A 19417-nucleotide genomic window follows, 5' to 3' on the forward strand; every position below is an offset into this window, starting at 1 on the left:
GGCGTCAATCGCGCGTGAAATCGGCCACCGTTGCGCCGGACACCCGCAGCAGATCCGTCGGCGCGACCCCAAAGATGTGGCGTGGCGTGCCAGCCGCCGCGAAGACCGTGTCGAACGCCATCAGGTGGGCGTCCATGAACGCCTCCACCGGCGTCAGGTGCCCGACCGGAGAGACGCCGCCGATGGCGAACCCCGTCCGCGTCCGCACCGCCGCGGCATCGGCGCGCACCAGCGCGGTGCCCGCCACCTGTGCTGCGCGGTCCGGATCGACCTGACGCCCGCCCGCCGTGATGAACAGCACGACGGCCCCGCTGTCCGCCGCCTGGAACACGATAGATTTGGCGATCTGATCGAGGGTGCAGCCCGCCGCAGCGGCAGCCTGCGCGGCCGTGCGCGTGTCTGCCGCCATCTCCAGCGGTGTGATGTCCAGTCCGGCCGCGCGCAAAGCGTCCGTGACACGCCGCAAACTCTTGCTCATCGGGTATCCTCCTGCGATCCTTCAAGGATTGCAGATCGGCGCAAGTCGCGCCAGTCCGCCGTCGCGACCGCAGACGGACCCCGAGAAAGACCGACCCATGACCCTGACCGCCCGCATCACCCGCAGCCCGCGCCCTTTCGATGTCGACCGGGCCGGCGGCGCGGTCGAGGCTGCGCCCTGGGCCACGGACGGTCTGCGCGCCCTGATCGCCGGAACGGCCGGATGCAGCCCCTACCTTGCCGGTCTGATTGCCACGGAATCGGCCTGGCTGGAAACGGCAGCCGACGATCCAGAGGGCGCCCTTGCAGCCACCCTCGCAGCGATCCCCGCGATTCCCTTTGCGGACCTTGGCCCCGGCCTGCGGCAGGCCAAGCGGCGCGTCGCCTTGCTGACGGCACTCTGCGACCTGGCGGGCGTCTGGCCGCTCGCGACGGTGACGCAAGCGCTGACCGATCTGGCCGCCGCCGCCGTCCAAGCCTGCATCGTCCCATTGGTGGCGGCCGAGATCGTCCGCGACAAGCTGCCCGGCCTGACGCCCGACGATGCGGCCACGGCGGGCGGCATGGTCGTCCTCGCCATGGGCAAGCAGGGCGCGGGAGAGTTGAACTATTCCTCCGACATCGACCTCATTTGCCTTTTTGATGACGATCGCTTCACGCCAGAGGATAGCGTGACCGCCCGCGCCGCCTTCGTCCGCGTGACGCGGCGGATGTGCGCGCTGCTGTCTGACAACACGGCACAAGGTTACGTCTTTCGCACCGACTTGCGGTTGCGGCCCGATGCATCGGTGATGCCGGTCTGCCTGTCGATGACCGCGGCAGAGCGCTATTACGAAAGCGTCGGCCGCACGTGGGAACGCGCGGCCTTCATCAAGGCGGCCCCCTGCGCCGGGGACCTCGCGGCGGGGCAGCGGTTCCTCGACACCCTGCGGCCCTTCGTCTGGCGCAAGCACCTCGACTTTGCCGCGATTCAGGACGCCCACGACATGCGTCTGCGGATCCGCGATCACAAGGGGCTGGGCGGCAAGCTGTCGCTGCCGGGCCACAACATGAAGCTGGGCCGCGGCGGCATTCGCGAGATCGAGTTCTTCACACAGACCCACCAGCTGATCGCGGGTGGCCGCGATGCCAGCCTGCGGGTGAGGGGCACGCTCGACGGGTTGGCACGGCTGGCAACGGCGGGCTGGATTCCCGGCGACCTGCGGGACGCGCTGAGCGATCACTACACCGCGCACCGGACCGTCGAACACCGGTTGCAGATGATCAACGATGCCCAGACCCACAGCCTGCCGCAGGATGACGCGGGCTTTGACCGGCTGGCGGCCTTTATGGATACCGATGCGGACAGCCTGCGCGCCGATCTGACCGCGCGGCTGACGCAGGTCCATGCGATGACCGAAGGCTTCTTTGCCCCCGACGCCCAGCCTGCGGCGACGGCGGACGACTGGGGCAGTCAGGTCACCGCCCGCTGGCCCGACTATCCGGCCCTGCGCAGCGACCGCGCCGCCCAGATCTTTCGCCGGCTGCGCCCCGACATCCTGTCCCGCCTGGCCGAGGCCGCCAAGCCCGACGAGGCGCTGAACACCTTCGATACCTTTCTCGCCGGTCTGCCCGCAGGCGTGCAACTGTTCGCCCTGTTCGAGGCGAACCCCGCCCTGACCCAGCTGATCGTCGACATCTGCGCCACGGCACCCGCGCTGGCGCAGTATCTGTCGCGCAACGCGGGCGTGCTGGACGCGGTGATCGCTGGGGATTTCTTCGCGCCGTGGCCCGGTGTCGGCGCGCTGACCCAAGGCATTGCCCGCGCCATGGAGCAGGCGGCGGATTTCGAAACGGCGATGAACGCCGCCCGCCGCTGGGCCCGCGAATGGCACTTCCGGATCGGCGTGCACCACCTGCGTGGTCTGACCGATGCGGCGACCAGCGGACAGCACTATGCGGATCTGGCCGAAGCGGTGATTGCCGGCATCTGGCCCGTGGTCGTAGCGGATTTCGCACGCAGGCACGGGCCGCCGCCGGGGCAGGGTGCGGCGGTGCTGGGCATGGGATCGCTGGGGGCCGGGCGGCTCAATGCGCTGTCCGACGTCGACTTGATCGTGATCTACGACGCCGATATCTGGGGCAATTCAACCGGCCCGCGCCCGCTGCCGGTGCGCAGCTACTACGCGCGCCTGACGCAGGCGCTGGTCACGGCGCTGTCCGCCCCGATGGCGGATGGCAGGCTTTACGAGGTCGACATGCGTCTGCGCCCGTCTGGCAAGCAGGGGCCGGTGGCCACCTCATGGACCGCCTTCCGCGACTACCAGCAGGAGGAGGCCTGGACCTGGGAACATCTCGCCCTGACCCGCGCCCGGCTCATCGCGGGCGCCCGCGTCCTCGCCTCTGGTATCGAGGCGTTCCGCCGCAGCCTGCTGAAAACCAAGGGCGGTGGCGGGACCGTGGCCGCCGACGTGGCCGACATGCGCGCCCGGCTGGCGGATGCAAAGCCTGCGCAGGGGATCTGGGACGCCAAGATGGGGCAGGGTCGCCTGATGGATGTGGAGCTTGCGGCCCAGACGGCGGCTCTTGTCACCGGGTCCGATCTGCGCGATGTCCCCGGACAGATCGCGGCAGGTGTGTCCGGTGGCTGGCTCTCGGACGAGGATGGTGCGACCCTGACACAGGCCGCCGCCCTGTTCTGGCGCCTGCAGGCCGCCGGGCGGCTGCTGACCGGCGGCGTGCTCGACCCCGATGCCTTGGGCGAGGGCGGCCGCCGTTTCGTGCTGCGCGAAACCGGATGCGACACGATGCAAGAGTTGGAGACTGCCATGACCACCGCCGCCACCGCCGCCGACCGCGTCATCACCCGCCGCCTGAAGGTGGGATCGTGAAGGGCGACGCCCTCGACCCCGCCGGTCTGATCCGCGAGGCCTACCGCATCCCGGACATTACCGCGCGCGACTGTCGGGTGATCTTTCTCGACTGGGCGATGAAGGGAGACGCGGCAGACGATTTGCGCAAACGGGTCGAGGCGCTGCTGACGCAATACGCCGACCAGCCCGCAGACCATCCGATGACGCAGACCCTTCTGGCGGGCCTTCAGAAAGCGCCGACCCCGCACCGCCGCGGCGGGCGCGCGGGGCGATCGGGCCTCACCTGATCCCGGCCAACGCGCTGTCCGGTCCTTCTTCTGGTCGTAAATACTTCGGGGGTGCGGGGGCTGGCCCCCGCGGATCGGATTGCGCAGCAATCAGATACCACTCCGCTGTACCTCAGCGCGGCAGGCCGGCAGCCTCGCGGGCCAATGCCTCGATCCCGGCCCAGTCACCGGCCAGCATCATGTCCTTGGGCGCGACCCAGCTGCCACCGACGCACAGCGTGTTTGACAGCGCCAGATAGTCCGGCGCGTTCTTCAGGCTGACGCCCCCCGTGGGGCAGAACTTGACCTGCGGGATTGGCGCGCCGATCGCCTTGAGGGCGGGAACACCGCCATTCGCCTCGGCGGGAAAGAACTTCTGCACCGTATAGCCGCGTTCCAGCAGGCGCATCGCCTCCGACGCGGTGGCGGCGCCGGGCAGCAGCGGCAGGTCGTTGTCCTCGCAGGCATCAAGGATCAAGTCCGTCGCACCCGGCGAGACGCCGAACTTGGCACCGGCCTTCTTGGCGTTTTCCACATCCCTGGGCGTCAGCAGCGTGCCGGCCCCGACGACACCGCCGGGCACGCTGGCCATCTCGCGGATCGCATCAAGGGCGGCTGGCGTGCGCAGCGTCACCTCCAGCGCGGGAAGGCCACCGGCGATCAGCGCGCGGGCCAGATCAGCGGCGAGCGACGCATCGTCCAGCACCAGCACCGGGATCACCGGCGCCAGCATGCACAGGTCGCGGTTGAGTTCAGAGGCTTGTTCGGGGGTCATGAGGGATCGCCTTCGTTTGAGCATGTGACCGCAGGCCGGAGCCTCCGGCGGGAGTATTTCGAAAAAAGCGAGGATGTCACAGCGCTAGACCGCGACACCGGCGCCGTCGGTCACCTGACCCACATTGCGGCGGAAGACCTCGAACAGCTCTCGTCCGACGCCGGTGCCATTGCCCGACAGGTCGGCGATGGCGTCCGTGCGGTTGTCCAGATCCACCCCCAGCACGTCAATGGTGCCGTTGACTGCGTCCAGACGGATGACGTCGCCGTCGTTGATCTTGGCGATCGGGCCGCCGTTCGCGGCCTCTGGGCAGACGTGGATCGCCGAGGGCACCTTGCCGGACGCCCCCGACATGCGCCCGTCGGTGACGAGAGCCACCTTCAGGCCGCGGTCCTGCAGAACCGCCAGAGTCGGTGTCAGGCCGTGCAGTTCGGGCATGCCGTTGGACTTCGGACCCTGAAAGCGCACGACGATGATCGTGTCGCAGGTGAACTCGCCGGCCTTGAACGCGGCCTTGACGCTGTCCTGATCGTGAAAGATGCGGCAGGGCGCTTCGACGATATGACGCTCCTCTGCCACGGCAGAGGTCTTCATCACCCCGCGCCCGAGGTTGCCGCTGAGCTGCTGCAAGCCGCCGTGTTTCTGGAACGGGTCGTCTGCGGGGCGCAGGATCTTGGTATTCAGGCTTTCCCCGGCCCCCTTGGCATAGGCGACGCGGCCATCCTCGAGCTTCGGCTCTTGCGTATAAAGCGTGAGCCCGTCGCCGGCGACGGTCTTGACGTCGTCGTGCAGAAGCCCTGCGTTCAGCAGCTCTCCGATCATGTAGCCCAGACCGCCCGCGGCGTGGAAATGGTTCACGTCGGCCAGACCGTTGGGATAGACCTTGGCCATCAGTGGTGTCACGTCGGAAATATCGCTGAAATCCTGCAGGTCGAGGATGATCCCCGCCGCCCGCGCCATGGCGGGCAGGTGGATCACGAGGTTCGTCGATCCGCCCGTCGCCATCAGGCCGACGAGGCCGTTCACGAAGGCTTTCTCGTCGAGGATGTCGCTGACCGGGGTGTAGGCATTCCCCAGCGCGGTGATCTGCGCCGCGCGCTCGGTGCCGGCGACGGTCAGCGCGTCGCGCAGGGGCGTGTTCGGGTTCACGAAGGAGGCACCGGGCAGGTGAAGCCCCATGAATTCCATCAGCATCTGGTTGCTGTTGGCGGTGCCGTAAAAGGTGCAGGTGCCCGGCCCGTGGTAAGAGGCCATCTCGGCGGCCATCAACTCTTCACGGCCAATCTCTCCGGTGGCGAACTGCTGGCGGATCTTCGATTTCTCGTCGTTGGGCAGGCCGCTGACCATCGGGCCTGCAGGCAGGAAGACGGAGGGAATATAGCCGAAGGTCGCGGCCGCCATCACAAGGCCCGGCACGATCTTGTCGCAGACACCCAGATAGATCGCGGCGTCAAAGGTGTTGTGCGACAGACCGACAGCAGCGGACAGGGCGATGACATCGCGGCTGAACAGCGACAGCTCCATCCCGGTCTGGCCTTGCGTGACACCATCGCACATCGCGGGCACGCCGCCTGCGACCTGTGCAGTGGCGCCCGCTGCGATGGCGGCACGCTTGATCAGGGCGGGATAGGTTTCGAACGGTTGGTGCGCCGACAGCATGTCGTTGTACGCGGTGATGATGCCGATGTTGGGGGCGGCGTCCGCCACCAGCGCGTCCTTTTGATCGGCCATCGCCGCATAAGCATGAGCCTGGTTGCCACAGGTCAGGTGCGACCGGCGCGGCCCGGCGCTCGCGGCGCGGGCCATCGTGTCCATGTACTGGCGACGCGGCTTTTCGGACCGGGCGCGGATACGGTCGGTGACTTCGGCGATCTTGGGATGCAGGGCCATTGGGCTCCCCCTTCGGATTCAGGCTTTGAGCTGATGATATCACGTCAGGTTAGCGCTAACAACGGTGCGGCCGCTGGAAACGGGCATATTCCGGCGCCATGGCCGTCGTTTCGCTGGCTTTGCCCGAAAACTGCCCACTGGCGGCGCGTGCCGTCCCGCGTTACAGGGGAACGCATGAATATGCCCCCATACCCCACCGTCCGCCTGATGCCCAAGGGCGACGCCCGCGCGATCCGCCACGGCTACCCTTGGGTCTACGCCAACGAACTGGTCACCGACCGCCGTACCAAGGGTCTGACCCCCGGCGCGCTGGCCGTGCTGGAGGATGCGAACCGCGTCCCCCTTGGCCTCGTGACCGTGAACCCTGCGTCCAAGATCATTTGCCGGATGCTGGACCGCGACCCGGAGGCGGTGATCGACACCGCGTGGTTCGCGGCCAAGCTGACCCGCACGCTGGCGCACCGTGCACGGCTTTATGACCAGCCCTTCTATCGCCTCGTCCATGCCGAGGCGGACGGTCTGCCCGGCGTCGTCATCGACCGCTTCGGCGATGTGGCCGTAATCCAGCCGAACGCGGCCTGGGCCGATGCGCTGATCGAGCCGCTGACCGACGCGCTGGTGCAGGTCACGGGTGTCACCACGGTGATCCTGAATGCCGCCGGGCGCGCGCGCAGCCTCGAAGGTCTTGACGATCGCATGGCCGTGCTGCGCGGCACGGCGCCAGAGGCGGCCATCCCGGTGCCGATGAACGGTGCCACCTACATGGCTGACGTCACGGGTGGGCAGAAGACCGGCCTGTTCTTCGACCAGCGCCCGAACCACGCCTTTGCCGCCAGCCTTGCGCGGGACGCGCGCGTGCTGGACATGTTCAGCCACGTTGGCGGCTTCGGCCTCGCCACACTCGCTGCCGGGGCGGCCAGCGTGCTGGCGGTGGACGGGTCCGAGCCCGCGCTGACGCTGGCGGCCCAAGGCGCCGCCGCGATGGGCGTCACCGACCGTTTCACCACCCGCAAAGGCGACGCCTTCGAGGTGCTGGAGGCGCTGGCCACCGAGGGCGAGACCTTCGATCTGGTCGTCTGTGATCCGCCCGCCTTTGCCCCCGGCAAGGCCTCGTTGGAGGCGGGCTTGCGCGCCTATGAACGCATCGCGCGTCTGGCAGCGGCGCTGGTCAAAGACGGCGGATACCTGATGCTGTGTTCGTGCAGCCATGCGGCGGACCTGACGCGGTTCCGCAACGCCTCTGCCCGGGGGATCGGGCGGGCCGGGCGGCGCAGTCAGGTCATCCAGACGGGGTTTGCCGGGCCGGACCACCCGCTGTTGCCGCACTTGGCCGAAAGCGGCTACCTCAAGGCGGTGACGTTCCGCCTGTGAAGGTTCTGATCGACGCCTGCGTCCTGTATCCGACAGTGATGCGCGAAGTTCTGATCGGCTGCGCCGCCGAGGGTCTGTTCGCCCCTTGCTGGTCGCCCCGTATTCTGGAGGAATGGGCGCGGGCGACCGTCAAGCTGGGGCCGGAGGCGGAGGTCTTTGCCCGTGGCGAGATCGCGGCGCTGCAGGCGCGGTTTCCTCGCGCCAGTGTTGTGCCCGACGACGGATTGCTGCGGCGCCTGTGGTTGCCGGACGCCGACGATATTCATGTGCTGGCGGCGGCGGTCGCGGGGCACTGCGACGCGATCCTGACGCTGAACGCTAAGGATTTCCCCGGCAACCTGCTGGCCGACGAAGACCTGTTCCGCGCCGATCCCGACGGCTTCATGCTGCGGATGCATGACGAGGCACCGCAGGTCGTCGCCCGCATCTGCGACAATGTGCTGCGCGAGGCGAACCGCCTGTCGCCGCAGCCCTGGACGATCCGCGCGCTGATGAAAAAGGCCCGCATGCCCCGTCTGGGCAAGCGGCTGATGTAGCCAGACCTACTGTGACCAGCGCGCCTCGTTCGCCGCGATGGCGGCGATGCGCAATTCAGTCTTGGGGTGGCTCAGCAGCCATGCGGGTGTGCCACCGCCCTTGGCCCCCGTCAGATGTTCCAGCTTGTGGAACAGCGATTGCTGCGGCGCGGTGCCGATCCCGGCCTTGACCAGCAGGGCAGAGGCATAGGCATCCGCTTCGAATTCATCGGCGCGCGACAGGCGCGCCGCCAGAAGCGACATCAGCCCGTTGCCGATCAGCGCCCCGATGCCGGGCAGCACCCGGTTCAGAACCATCGCGATCGCCGTCCGCATCGCGTTCTGCGCGGCAAAGTCGGTCATCCGGCGGCGCGAATGGCCCAGCGCCACATGCCCCAGCTCGTGCGCGATCACACTCGCCAGTTCCTCGGCACTGACCTCCTTGTTGCGGTAGCGATCGAAGAAGCCGCGGGTGATGAAGATGCGACCGTCGGGGGCCGCCAGCCCGTTGACCATCGCGACCTCGTAGATGTGCACGCGGATTCGGTCGATATCCAGCGCGCGGGCCATCCGGTCCGTCAGCGCGCGCAGGGTGGGATCGGCCAGTTCTGTCGATGCGGAATCAAGCTCTCGACGCGTCCGCCAGGCCGAGAAATGATACATCGCGAGGCCGTAGACGATGGCGAGCAGGAGGGGTGTGAACTTCAGCATGGTTTCAATATGGGACCGGACGCGCGCGATTGCCACAGCCGCACTGTCGCACGGCAACCGGTGTTCAGGTCAGCAGCTTCATTGCGGCACCGATGCCCGACAGGGTCATCGGCTGCATGCGGTCGGCACCGAAGATCTGCTGGATCATGTGGACCGACTGCGTATGGGCCCAAAAGCGTTCGGGCAGGGGATTGATCCAGACGTGGTTGGGCCACTGGTCGCGGGCGCGGGCGAGCCATGTGGACCCGGCCTCGGCGTTCCAGTGCTCGTTCGCACCACCGGGGGCCGCGACCTCGTAGGGCGACATGCTGGCGTCGCCCACGAAGATGCATTTGTAGTCGCTGCCGTACTTGCGCAGCACGTCCCATGTCGGAGTCTGTGCATTCCAGCGGCGACGGTTGTCGGTCCAGACGCCTTCGTAGAGGCAGTTGTGGAAGTAGTAATGCTGCATGTGCTTGAACTCGGCGCGGGCGGCGCTGAACAGCTCCTCCACCACCTTGACGTGCGGGTCCATGCTGCCGCCGATGTCCAGAAACAGCAGCACCTTGACTGCGTTGCGCCGTTCCGGCCGGGTCTGCACGTCAAGGTAGCCGTGCTCGGCGGTCTTTCGGATCGTCCCGTCGAGGTCCAACTCCTCTGCCGCACCGTCGCGCGCCCATTTGCGCAGACGTTTCAGCGCCACCTTGATGTTGCGGGTGCCCAGATCGACGGTGTCGTCCAGATCGCGGAATTCACGCTTGTCCCAGACCTTGACCGCGCGCTGGTGGCGGGACTCGGATTGTCCGATCCGCACACCTTCGGGATTGTAGCCATAGGCCCCAAAGGGCGAGGTGCCCGCCGTGCCGACCCATTTGCTGCCGCCCTGATGGCGGCCCTTCTGTTCGGCCAGGCGCTGCTTCAGCCGCTCCATCAACGCCTCGAACCCGCCAGAGGCTGCGATTTCGGCTTTCTCGGCCTCGGTCAGGTGCTTTTCGGCCAGCTTTTCCAGCCAGTCGGCGGGAATGTCGACGGCGTCCAGCACCTCTTGGTCCGGAATGCTTTCCAGCCCTGCGAAACTGGCGGCAAAGGCGCGGTCGTAGCGGTCGATGTGACGCTCGTCCTTGACCATGATCGTGCGGCCAAGGTGATAGAAGGCGTCGACGTCATAGGTCGCAAGACCCGCCCGCATGCCTTCGAGGAAGGCGAGGAATTCGCGGATCGACACCGGCACGCCGTGCTGGCGCAGGGTATCGAAGAACCGCAGGAACATCCCCTCAGACCACCGCGGCGCGCTGGATGTAGACCAGCACGAACAGGCCGACGATCGCGACGATCACGCCGCAGGCTGCCCCCCATTGCAACATGTCGAGCACGCGGCCGCCCCGCATCCGGGCGCGGACCGCACCGATCAGTGCGCCAAGGACGAAGCCGCCGAGGGGAAGGATCATGGCAGGGGGCCGCTTTCAGTAGGGGCGCAACCCTTTGACCTCGGCCATGCGGGCGCGCACGTTATCATCACTGCCAAAGCCGTATCGCGCCCATCCCAGACTGTCCACCCGCACCGCCTCGGCCGCGATCTTGTTGCCCTGCATGTCCAGCGCCTCGGCCTTGAACATCATCAGGGTCGCCATCAGGGCGGCGTTCTGATGGCGGGCCGCGACCGGGATTGCCTGATCGGCCAGACGGATCGTCGTCATGGCGTCACCCGCCGACAGGGAAAAGGCGGCCTTCTGCACCGCGATATGCGCCGCATGGATCTCCATCAGCGGCGAGGCGGAATAGATCGCATCCGCCGTATCGAAGGCCGCCAGCGCCGCTGCTGAATCATAGCCCACCTGCAGACGTCCCAGCGCGTAGTAAGAGAATCCTTCGCGCGGTCCGCCCCAGCGGAACTGATGCGCGATCCGCACCGCCCGGATCACGGCGTCGCGCCGTGCGGCGGGGCTGGACCCGCTGGTCAGCGCCGTCTCGATCGCGGTGATCCAGTCGCGCGAGGTGTCGGGAAAGACGCCATAGCCGCTGCGCTCGCCGCGCGGGTTGAGCCGCGCGAGCAGCGGGCCGATGACTTCGGCGGCGTCGTGCCGGCTCATGCCGTTGTGCATTTCGGGCGCATAGATCGCGCGTAGCATCAGCATGTCGAACCCGGTCAGCACCGCGTGGATGTTGTCGTCGTTGAAGACCGAATCCGGCAGGCGGTAAAGGTCGTTCAGCGGACCCAGCGACTGGGCCAGCTCCTCGTGCAGGCAATCGCGGATTTCTTGCGGGGCGGCGTCGCCGGGGATGAAGATCGTGGCGGTGTCACGCACCGTCAGGGTGGACCAGTCCACCGCAGGTGACTTGCGCATCTTCAGGTATTCGGGCCAGTCGCGCACGCGCGGCACTGTAAAGCAGGCGGCCTGCGGCACGGCGCGTTGCAGCGCCTTCTGCGGCACCGCCTCGACCGTGATGTTCGCGGGGCCGCTGACGCGAGTGATCTCGATCCCGGCCTCGCTGCGCAGACGCGCCAGCAGGGCGTCCAGATCGGGTGTCAGCGTAGCCGGCGCACCGGGGGCGACGCGCACGGTGATCGGTCCCTCAAAGCGGGTCATCGCCGGCAACGCGCGACCGCTTTCAAGGCGGAAGGTAAGATCGAGGAAATCCTGTGCCATTTCCGGGTTGCTGCGGGTAACCGGCACGACGGTGGTATCGGCAAAGCCGCGCATCGCAGGCAGACTGTTGGAGTTGGTGGCAGCCCGCGTGGGCGGTGTCGCCACGGGGGCCGGCGCACAGGACGCCAGACAGGCGGCAACGACCAGGGCGCTGACGCGGTTCATGACCGCACCGGTTTGCGCCGCACGGCGCTGCTGCAAAAACAAACGATCCGGTCAGGTTGAACTGCCGACGCCACCCGGTCCTGAACAAGACGGGGCGATTTACGGTGGACGACTGACATGGGTGCCTTGGTCAAGACGGCTCTCCTTTTGAATGTCCTGACCCATGTGCCGCAGGACTTCGACGCGATCTGGACCCCATTAAGGCAATCTTAAGGTGTATCGACCGAACGACATGCGCCGCAGAATCACCCGGCGCGGCGACAGCTAACGACGCGCGAACCTATCGCGGCGAGGGGCATCCGCCAGCGCGCCGCGCTTTGCCGTTAGGCGTTGCAAGGAAGGCGCGGTCGTTTGTGGGACACCAGTGAGCGTCCCACAAGATGTGGCCCTTACCGCTGCGACCGCGCCATGAAGGCCAGACGCTCGAACAGGTGCACGTCCTGTTCATTCTTCAGCAGCGCACCGTGCAGGCGGGGCAGGGACGTCTTGCCGTCGCGCCGCAGGTCCTCGGGACTCAGATCATCGGCCAGCAGCAGTTTCAGCCAGTCCAGCACTTCGGAGGTCGAGGGCTTTTTCTTCAACCCCGCCGTGTCGCGCAGCTCGTAGAACTGGGTTAGCGCGGTGGTCAGGAGCGCATCCTTGATGCCCGGATGGTGGACCGCCACGATTCGGCGCATCGTGTCCATGTCGGGAAAGCGGATGTAATGGAAAAAGCAGCGCCGCAAAAAGGCATCCGGCAGCTCTTTTTCGTTGTTCGAGGTAATGATGACGATAGGTCGCACCGCGGCGCGCACGGTCTCTCCTGTCTCGTAGACGTGGAACTCCATCCGGTCGAGCTCTTGCAGCAGGTCGTTGGGAAACTCGATGTCGGCCTTGTCGATCTCGTCGATCAGCAGGACAGAGCGCTCGGCGGCCGTAAACGCCTGCCACAGCTTGCCGCGCTTGATGTAATTCGCCACGTCGTTGACCCGCGCGTCGCCTAGCTGGCTGTCGCGCAACCGGCTGACGGCGTCGTATTCATAAAGCCCCTGTTGCGCCCGCGTCGTCGACTTGATGTGCCATTCGATCATCGGCATCGCCAGCGCCGCACTCACCTGCCGGGCCAGTTCGGTCTTGCCGGTGCCCGGCTCTCCCTTGACAAGCAGGGGGCGTTCCAGCGTGATCGCGGCGTTGACGGCCATGGTCAGATCATCGGTCGCGACATAGGCGTCCGTGCCGGTAAAAGTGGTGGTCATGCGTCATCTCCTGTCGTTTGCGCGCAGGGTGTGGCCATGACCTGCCAAGGGCAAGGGGAAACAACGTTAGAACCAGATAAGCAAAGGTTAAAATCCGTTTGTTTATGGGGGTGACAGCCTCGCCCTATGGGGGTAAACGTCCGCCAATCTAAGGGAGACCGCCAGATGTCCGGGGATACTGCTTTGAAGATGACTGGCACACATGGGGAACGCGATATGAAAGCTGAAGCTTTTCTGCCGGACGACTACCGCCCTGCCGAAGACGAGCCGTTCATGAACGAGCGGCAGATCGAATACTTCCGACGCAAGCTTTTGACCTGGAAGGCCGATCTGCTGGAAGACAGCCGCGACACCGTCGCCGGCATGAAGGACCAGACCCGCAACATTCCCGACGTGGCCGACCGTGCCAGTGAGGAAACCGACCGGTCGATCGAGCTGCGCACCCGCGACCGCCAGCGCAAGCTGGTCAGCAAGATCGACGCCGCCCTGCGCCGCATCGACGAGGGCGAGTTCGGCTATTGCGTCATCTCGGGCGAGCCGATCAGCCTCAAGCGGCTGGACGCGCGTCCCATCGCCACCATGACGCTGGAGGCGCAGGAGCGTCACGAGCGGCGCGAGAAGGTGCATCGCGACGACTGACATGATCGCAAGGTCACAGGTCGCCGTCATCGGTAGCGGCATCGGCGGACTTGCCACAGCGCTGGCCCTTGCAATGCAAGGTGCCAGCGTTCGCGTTTTCGAACAGGCCCCCCGTATTGCAGAGGTCGGCGCCGGCCTGCAGATCACGCCCAACGGTGCCCGCGTGCTGGACTGGCTTGGCCTGGGCGATGCCTTGGATGCCAAGGGGTTACGCGCCGAAGCTGTGGTGCCGATGGACGGCCTGACCGGCCGCGCGGTGACCCGGTTCGACCTGTCGCGGCAATCACCGCCTTACCGCTTTGTCGCGCGACCCGACCTGATCGACATGCTGGCCACCGCCTGCCGCCACCGCGGAGTGGAGATCGTGCTGGATCACCGGGCAGAGGCCCTGCCAGAGGCCGATCTGGTGGTCGGGGCTGACGGCATCCGGTCCGTGACGCGCGGCCTGCTGAACGGTGACGCCACGCCGCAGTTTACCGGTCAGGTCGCATGGCGTGCGACGATTGCCAGTGCGGCCCCGCCAGAGGCGCGGATCTGGATGCTGCCGCGCCGCCATATCGTGACCTACCCCTTGTCCAGTGGCCTGCTGAACATCGTGGCGGTGCAGGAACGCAGCGCCTGGGCCGACGAAGGCTGGCACCACGCCGACGATCCGGCACACCTGCGCGACGCTTTCCCCGATGCCTGCGGTGCCTTGCAGAAGCTGTTGATGCAGGTGGAACACCCGCATCTGTGGGGCCTGTTCCAGCATCCCGTGGCCCCGGTCTGGGTGACGGACCGAGTCGCGCTTGTTGGGGATGCGGCGCATCCGACGCTGCCGTTTCTGGCGCAGGGTGCGAACCTCGCGCTGGAGGATGCAGCCGTTCTTGCGCGTCAGCTGGCGCTGCACGGTCTGGCGGACGGTCTGCCGCGCTATCAGGCGGCGCGGCGCGCCCGCGTGACCCGCGCGATTGCCGCGGCCAGCGCCAATGCGGCGAATTATCACTTAGGGGGACCGCGGCGGGTTGCGGCACATCTGGGGCTGCGGGCCTTGGGTCGGATCGCACCCGACGCCTTCATCGGGCGGATGAACTGGCTGTATGGTTTCGATGCCACGGCCTAGGGCCAGTTGCGTCCTGCCTGCGCCGTCACGTTTTCCAGCACTTCCAGCGTGACGTAGTCGACGCGGAACACGTCGCGGCCGATCCGGAAATAGACCCAGCCGTCCTGAGCCGGCGGCAAGCCGTACCACGTCGCGTCCATGACCATGGAATAGGTGCCGCGTTCCAGTGTATCACCCACCGCGACCAGTGGGGGTGGCGGCGCCGGGGCCTTGATCGTCTTTGCGCCCGACTGGCCGAGGCCGAAGGCGCCGCCGCAGCCCGCACCGGTGATCGCCATCGCGCATTGCGCTGACGTCGAGACCGGCATGATCACCAAAGCCAGCGCCGCCAACAGGTTATGGGGCAGTCTTTGCGTCACGCTGCAAGATCGATCCAGACGGGCACGTGATCGCTGGGTTTTTCGCGACCGCGCACTTCGGATTCGATGGAACAGTCGCGCAGCAAATCAGCGCATTGCGGCGTCAGCAGCAGATGGTCGATGCGGATGCCGTCGTTCTTGTCCCAGGCCCCGGCCTGATAATCCCAAAAGGAATAATGGCCCGGTCCGCTGGTGCGGCTGCGGAACGCCTCGGTGAACCCAAGGTTCACGATTCGCCGGAACGCCGCACGACTGTCGGGGCGAAACAGTGCATCCTCGCGCCAGGCGTCGGGGCGGGCGGCATCCTCTGACTGGGGAATGATGTTGTAGTCGCCGGCCATCAGCGCCGGCATCTCGTCGGCCAGCAGCGCCTTGGCGCGCGCGTGCAGACGGTCCATCCAAGCGAGCTTATAGTCGAACTTCGGGCCGGGTGCGGGGTTGCCGTTGGGCAGGTAAAGACAGCACAGGCGCACGGCCGTTTCGCCCACGACCGTCGCCTCGATCCAGCGGGCCTGTTCGTCGGCATCGTCGCCGGGCAGGCCGCGGGTCACATCCTCAAGCGGGAGTTTCGACAGGATCGCAACCCCGTTGAACCCTTTTTGCCCATGGGTTTCAACGTTGTAGCCAAGGTCTTCGATGATCTGTCTGGGAAAGCCGTCGTCGACGGATTTAATTTCCTGCAACAGCGCCACATCCGGGGCGCTGTCCTGCAGCCATTGGGTCAGGCCTTCGATCCGGGCCTTGACGCCGTTGATGTTGAACGTCGCAATCTTCATGAACCACCCCTATTTGCGGCCACGCTATGCGGGCGCGCCGGGCGGCACAAGGTCAGCGGTCGTCGCGCCGGACCCGCACGGGGACGCGCACCGGCTGGTCCGCCATCTGACCGGCGGCCACGGCAGCGATACCGGCAAGGATGGTGATGGCGATGATGACAGTCATGGCAGTCTCCGTCTGGTCAGATTATATTCTAGCAACGGCGTCTGAGGAAAGATAGTTCCACGATGCCGCATCACATCAGATTGAAAAGGACGTCCCGCAGCCGCAGGACGAGGTGGCGTTCGGATTCTCGATCACGAAGCGGGCGCCGATCAGCTCTTCTGAAAAGTCGATGACCGCCGAGGCGAGAAAGGGCAGGGACACGGAATCAATCACGACGGTCTCGCCTTCGGCCTCCAGCTTCAGGTCGTCGGCCTTGGGGTCGTCCAGCGCGATTTCGTACTGAAATCCCGAACAGCCGCCACCTTCGACCGCGATCCGCAGGGCCTTGCCTTGCGCGGCTGCACCGATCTCGGCCAGGCGGCCAAAGGCGCGGGGGGTGACGGTGGGGGGCAGGGTCAGCATCTTGCACCTATCGGTTGCGGGTTGATTTCAATATAGGAAGCCGAACCGCAGGTCACAAGCAGGCAAGACATGGCAGCCCCCTACGCGACAGATCCCGCCACCGCGCGCGGCCGGCTTTATCCTGAAGAGGAAAGCCATTTCCGTTCGCCCTTTCAAAGGGATCGCGACCGGATCATCCATGCGTCAGCGTTTCGCAGGCTGAAACACAAGACGCAGGTCTTCATTGAACACGAAGGCGATTATTTCCGCACGCGCCTGACGCATTCGATCGAGGTCGCACAGGTCGCCCGCACCGTGGCCGCCGCACTGCACCTGAATGTAGAGCTGACCGAAGCCGTGGCGCTGGCGCACGACCTTGGCCACACGCCCTTTGGCCATACCGGAGAGGAGGCGCTGGATCGCCTGATGCAGCCCTACGGCGGCTTCGATCACAACGCGCAGGCGCTGCGGATCGTGACCGATCTGGAACGGCACTATGCCGAGTGGGACGGCCTGAACCTGACGTGGGAGACGCTGGAAGGCATCGCCAAGCATAACGGCCCGGTGCCCAAACCCTACCCCTGGGCGCTGACGGCCTATAACCAGCGCCACGATCTGGAACTGGACACCCACGCGAGCGCCGAGGCGCAGGTCGCGGCCCTGTCCGACGACATTGCTTATAATAACCATGACTTGCACGACGGTCTTCGCGCTGAATTGTTCAGCACGGACGAGCTGGCAGAGTTGCCGGTGCTGAAAGATTGTTTCGCCCGCGTCGATGCGAAATATCCGGGCCTGAATTATTACCGCCGCCGGCACGAAGCGCTGCGGCGGTTCTTTGGCGTGCTGGTCGAGGATGTGATCAACGTCAGTGCTGCGAACCTCAAGGCCTTCGATCCGAAATCCGTGGCCGACATCCGTCACGCCGGGCGCATGATGATCCAGTTCACCCCGGCGCTGTGGACCGACCTCAAGGTGATCCGGCAGTTTCTGTTCGAACGGATGTACCGCGCGCCTGCGGTTGTCGACATGCGGATCGCTGTCACGCAGATGATCGACGAGCTGTTTCCGTTCTATCTGACTAATCCAGATGAACTTCCCAAACAATGGCGCAAGGAAGTGGCCGATGCGCGGGACGATCAGACCTTGGCGCGGATCGTGGCGGACTATATCGCCGGGATGACCGACCGATTTGCAATTCAGGAACATGCCCGTCTGATCGGCGGCACCGACGTTCCGCCCGGAGTGACCGATGGCCATTGAGACAGTCCCCGGCGCGTTGAGCCCCGTCATTGCCATAGCACTTGTGGGCGGCCTTGGCGTGGGCAGCCAGTGGCTGGCGTGGCGTCTGCGGATGCCGGCCATCGTGCTGATGTTGCTGGCGGGAATCATCATCGGCCCGGTGCTGGGCGTCTTCGATCCAGCCCGCGACATCGGCCCGCTGATGGCGCCGATCATCGCCATCGCCGTAGCGATCATCCTGTTCGAGGGCGGCCTCACGCTCAATTTCCATCAGTTGCGCGACGCCGCCGTCGGCGTGCGCCGCCTCGTGTTTATCGGCGCGCCGCTGGGCTGGCTCTTGTCGGCGCTGACACTGCATTTCGGGGCGGGCCTCACGTGGTCGTCGTCATGGGTCTTCGGCGGCATCCTGATCGTCACGGGGCCGACCGTCATCGCCCCCCTGTTGCGCACCGCGCGCCTGTCCAAGCGCCCCGCCAAGCTGCTGCAGTGGGAGGCGATCGTGAACGACCCCCTCGGCGCCATGGCCGCCGTGCTGGCGTTCGAGGTCGTGTTGGTCCTGAACCGGGCCGAGACCGTGGGCAGTGCGATGCTGGATCTGGTCGTCGGCATCGGCGCCTCGATCGCGATGGGGCTGGCGGCGGGCTACGGTCTGGCCGCGGCGTTCCGGCGCGGCTGGGTGCCCGAATACATGAAGGTCTCGATCCTGTTTGCGCTGCTCTTGGGCATCTTTGGCATATCCGACGCGGTGCTGCACGAAAGCGGCCTGCTGGCCGTGACCGTCATGGGCATCGTGATCGCCAACGCGAACCTGCCGTCTTACGAGGAACTGCGCCAGTTCAAGGAACACGCGACCATTCTGCTGGTGTCCGGCGTGTTCATCCTGCTGGCCGCGAACCTCGATTTTGCCGCACTGGAACTGCTAACGTGGCGGGCCGCGATCTTCCTCGTGCTGATCATCTTCGTCGCCCGTCCGGTGACGGTCTTCGCGTCCCTGCTGGGGTCCGGCATCCCGTGGCGCGAACAGGTGCTGATCGCCTTCACCGGTCCGCGCGGCGTGGTGCTGGTCGCCGTGGCGGGCCTCTTTGCCGAACGTCTGCTGGAACTGGGGTTCGAAGATGCAGCCCTGATCGGGCCGCTGGCCTTCGTCCTCGTGGCGGCGACCGTGGTGCTGCACGGCTTCACCCTCAAACCCTTTGCCCGGTTTCTGGGGCTGGCGGGTGCCGACAATCCCGGTGTGCTGATCATCGGCGGCTCGCCGTGGACGACGGCATTGGCCGAGGCGCTGGTCAAGGCAGAGGTGCCTGTCCTGATGACCGATCCGAACTTTGGCCACCTGCGCGCCGCGCGCTCTGCAGGCATCGCCACCTATTCCGGCGACATCCTGTCCGAAGGGGCAGAGCAGCGGCTGGAACTGATCAGCTATGCCACCGTGCTGGCGGCCACCGACAACGATGCCTACAACACCCTGACCGCCACCGACCTTGCCGCCGAATTCGGCCGGGAAAACGTGTTTCAGGTGGCGCGGACCAAGACCGACTCGGCCCGCCACATGCTGCCTGCATCGCTGGGGGGGCGGCCCTTTGCCCACGGTGCCACCTACGACGAGATGAATGACCACATCGCCGCGGGCTGGACCTTTCGCACCACCCGCCTGACCGAGGAGTTCGGGCTGACGGATTGGGCCGCCAAGCGTCCCGCGTCCCATCTCGTGGCACGGATACTGCCATCGGGCGAGTTCCGGATGGTCAACGACATCGCCGATATGCGCGGCATCCCGGACACCCGGATCATCGCGCTGCGCCCTCCTGAAACCGATGCCGATGGCAGCATCGCGCCGCAGCCGCCCGCAGACGCCTGACGCAGTGCTG

The 19417-nt window shown here is 66.3% G+C and carries 19 protein-coding genes; 8 read left to right on the plus strand and 11 right to left on the minus strand.

The window, feature by feature from the left end; translation table 11 throughout:
• Positions 1 to 4 precede the first annotated feature (4 nt).
• Positions 5 to 478, minus strand: coding sequence for a YbaK/EbsC family protein (locus GLR48_RS14245; RefSeq protein WP_237062393.1), 474 nt, complete (start codon positions 476 to 478; stop codon positions 5 to 7).
• Positions 479 to 575: 97 nt separating this feature from the next.
• On the opposite strand from GLR48_RS14245, the gene GLR48_RS14250 reads away from it, so the two are divergent.
• Positions 576 to 3347, plus strand: a complete 2772-nt coding sequence (locus tag GLR48_RS14250) for a glutamine-synthetase adenylyltransferase (protein WP_237062395.1) — start codon at positions 576 to 578, stop codon at positions 3345 to 3347.
• Positions 3344 to 3616: a hypothetical protein gene (locus GLR48_RS14255; RefSeq protein ID WP_336886636.1), complete on the plus strand. Its 273-nt coding sequence runs from the start codon at positions 3344 to 3346 to the stop codon at positions 3614 to 3616. The genes GLR48_RS14250 and GLR48_RS14255 overlap by 4 nt, the downstream gene beginning before the upstream one ends.
• 112 nt (positions 3617 to 3728) lie before the next feature.
• On the opposite strand, the gene eda is transcribed toward GLR48_RS14255, so the two are convergent.
• Entirely contained in the window at positions 3729 to 4370 is a 642-nt protein-coding gene (gene eda, locus GLR48_RS14260; RefSeq protein ID WP_237062397.1) for a bifunctional 4-hydroxy-2-oxoglutarate aldolase/2-dehydro-3-deoxy-phosphogluconate aldolase, read from the minus strand.
• A gap of 84 nt (positions 4371 to 4454) precedes the next feature.
• Positions 4455 to 6260, minus strand: a complete 1806-nt coding sequence (edd, locus tag GLR48_RS14265; protein ID WP_237062399.1) for a phosphogluconate dehydratase — start codon at positions 6258 to 6260, stop codon at positions 4455 to 4457.
• 174 nt (positions 6261 to 6434) lie between these two features.
• Between edd and GLR48_RS14270 the strand changes: the two genes are divergently transcribed.
• Positions 6435 to 7631 carry an RSP_2647 family RNA methyltransferase gene (locus GLR48_RS14270; RefSeq protein ID WP_237062401.1) on the plus strand — a complete coding sequence of 399 codons (1197 nt, stop codon included), beginning with the start codon at positions 6435 to 6437 and terminating at the stop codon, positions 7629 to 7631.
• Complete coding sequence (locus GLR48_RS14275; RefSeq protein ID WP_237062403.1) at positions 7628 to 8167, plus strand: RSP_2648 family PIN domain-containing protein; 540 nt, start codon at positions 7628 to 7630, stop codon at positions 8165 to 8167. The genes GLR48_RS14270 and GLR48_RS14275 overlap by 4 nt, the downstream gene beginning before the upstream one ends.
• A 6-nt stretch (positions 8168 to 8173) precedes the next feature.
• Here GLR48_RS14275 and GLR48_RS14280 read toward each other — a convergent pair whose 3' ends face one another.
• From GLR48_RS14280 to GLR48_RS14300, 5 genes are all read right to left on the minus strand, one after another.
• On the minus strand, positions 8174 to 8857 hold the full coding sequence (locus tag GLR48_RS14280) for a M48 family metallopeptidase (protein ID WP_237062405.1): 684 nt from the start codon (positions 8855 to 8857) through the stop codon (positions 8174 to 8176).
• A gap of 64 nt (positions 8858 to 8921) precedes the next feature.
• Entirely contained in the window at positions 8922 to 10106 is a 1185-nt protein-coding gene (locus GLR48_RS14285; RefSeq protein ID WP_237062407.1) for a vWA domain-containing protein, read from the minus strand.
• 4 nt (positions 10107 to 10110) lie between these two features.
• Complete coding sequence (locus GLR48_RS14290) at positions 10111 to 10284, minus strand: hypothetical protein (RefSeq protein ID WP_237062409.1); 174 nt, start codon at positions 10282 to 10284, stop codon at positions 10111 to 10113.
• Between the two features lie 15 nt (positions 10285 to 10299).
• Positions 10300 to 11649: a DUF2927 domain-containing protein gene (locus tag GLR48_RS14295; protein WP_237062411.1), complete on the minus strand. Its 1350-nt coding sequence runs from the start codon at positions 11647 to 11649 to the stop codon at positions 10300 to 10302.
• Between the two features lie 389 nt (positions 11650 to 12038).
• Entirely contained in the window at positions 12039 to 12884 is an 846-nt protein-coding gene (locus GLR48_RS14300) for an AAA family ATPase (protein ID WP_237062413.1), read from the minus strand.
• Positions 12885 to 13100: 216 nt separating this feature from the next.
• On the opposite strand from GLR48_RS14300, the gene dksA reads away from it, so the two are divergent.
• Together dksA and GLR48_RS14310 are read left to right on the plus strand one after the other, a co-directional pair.
• Positions 13101 to 13523, plus strand: a complete 423-nt coding sequence (gene dksA, locus GLR48_RS14305) for an RNA polymerase-binding protein DksA (protein ID WP_237062415.1) — start codon at positions 13101 to 13103, stop codon at positions 13521 to 13523.
• A gap of 1 nt (position 13524) precedes the next feature.
• On the plus strand, positions 13525 to 14625 hold the full coding sequence (locus GLR48_RS14310) for an FAD-dependent monooxygenase (RefSeq protein ID WP_237062417.1): 1101 nt from the start codon (positions 13525 to 13527) through the stop codon (positions 14623 to 14625).
• Here GLR48_RS14310 and GLR48_RS14315 read toward each other — a convergent pair.
• From GLR48_RS14315 to GLR48_RS14325, 3 genes are all read right to left on the minus strand, one after another.
• Positions 14622 to 14984, minus strand: a complete 363-nt coding sequence (locus GLR48_RS14315) for a hypothetical protein (protein WP_237062419.1) — start codon at positions 14982 to 14984, stop codon at positions 14622 to 14624. The genes GLR48_RS14310 and GLR48_RS14315 overlap by 4 nt on opposite strands.
• Positions 14981 to 15760, minus strand: a complete 780-nt coding sequence (gene xth, locus GLR48_RS14320; protein ID WP_237062420.1) for an exodeoxyribonuclease III — start codon at positions 15758 to 15760, stop codon at positions 14981 to 14983. The genes GLR48_RS14315 and xth overlap by 4 nt, the downstream gene beginning before the upstream one ends.
• A 241-nt stretch (positions 15761 to 16001) precedes the next feature.
• Positions 16002 to 16325, minus strand: coding sequence for a HesB/IscA family protein (locus GLR48_RS14325; protein ID WP_237064560.1), 324 nt, complete (start codon positions 16323 to 16325; stop codon positions 16002 to 16004).
• 72 nt (positions 16326 to 16397) lie between these two features.
• On the opposite strand from GLR48_RS14325, the gene GLR48_RS14330 reads away from it, so the two are divergent.
• Positions 16398 to 17570, plus strand: coding sequence for a deoxyguanosinetriphosphate triphosphohydrolase (locus GLR48_RS14330; RefSeq protein ID WP_237062422.1), 1173 nt, complete (start codon positions 16398 to 16400; stop codon positions 17568 to 17570).
• The gene (locus GLR48_RS14335; RefSeq protein ID WP_237062424.1) at positions 17560 to 19407 is read left to right on the plus strand and encodes a cation:proton antiporter; all 1848 of its coding nucleotides are present in this window, start codon (positions 17560 to 17562) and stop codon (positions 19405 to 19407) included. The genes GLR48_RS14330 and GLR48_RS14335 overlap by 11 nt, the downstream gene beginning before the upstream one ends.
• The last annotated feature ends 10 nt before the right edge of the window (positions 19408 to 19417 follow it).

This window comes from Loktanella sp. M215 (assembly GCF_021735925.1).
Lineage (GTDB): Bacteria > Pseudomonadota > Alphaproteobacteria > Rhodobacterales > Rhodobacteraceae > Loktanella.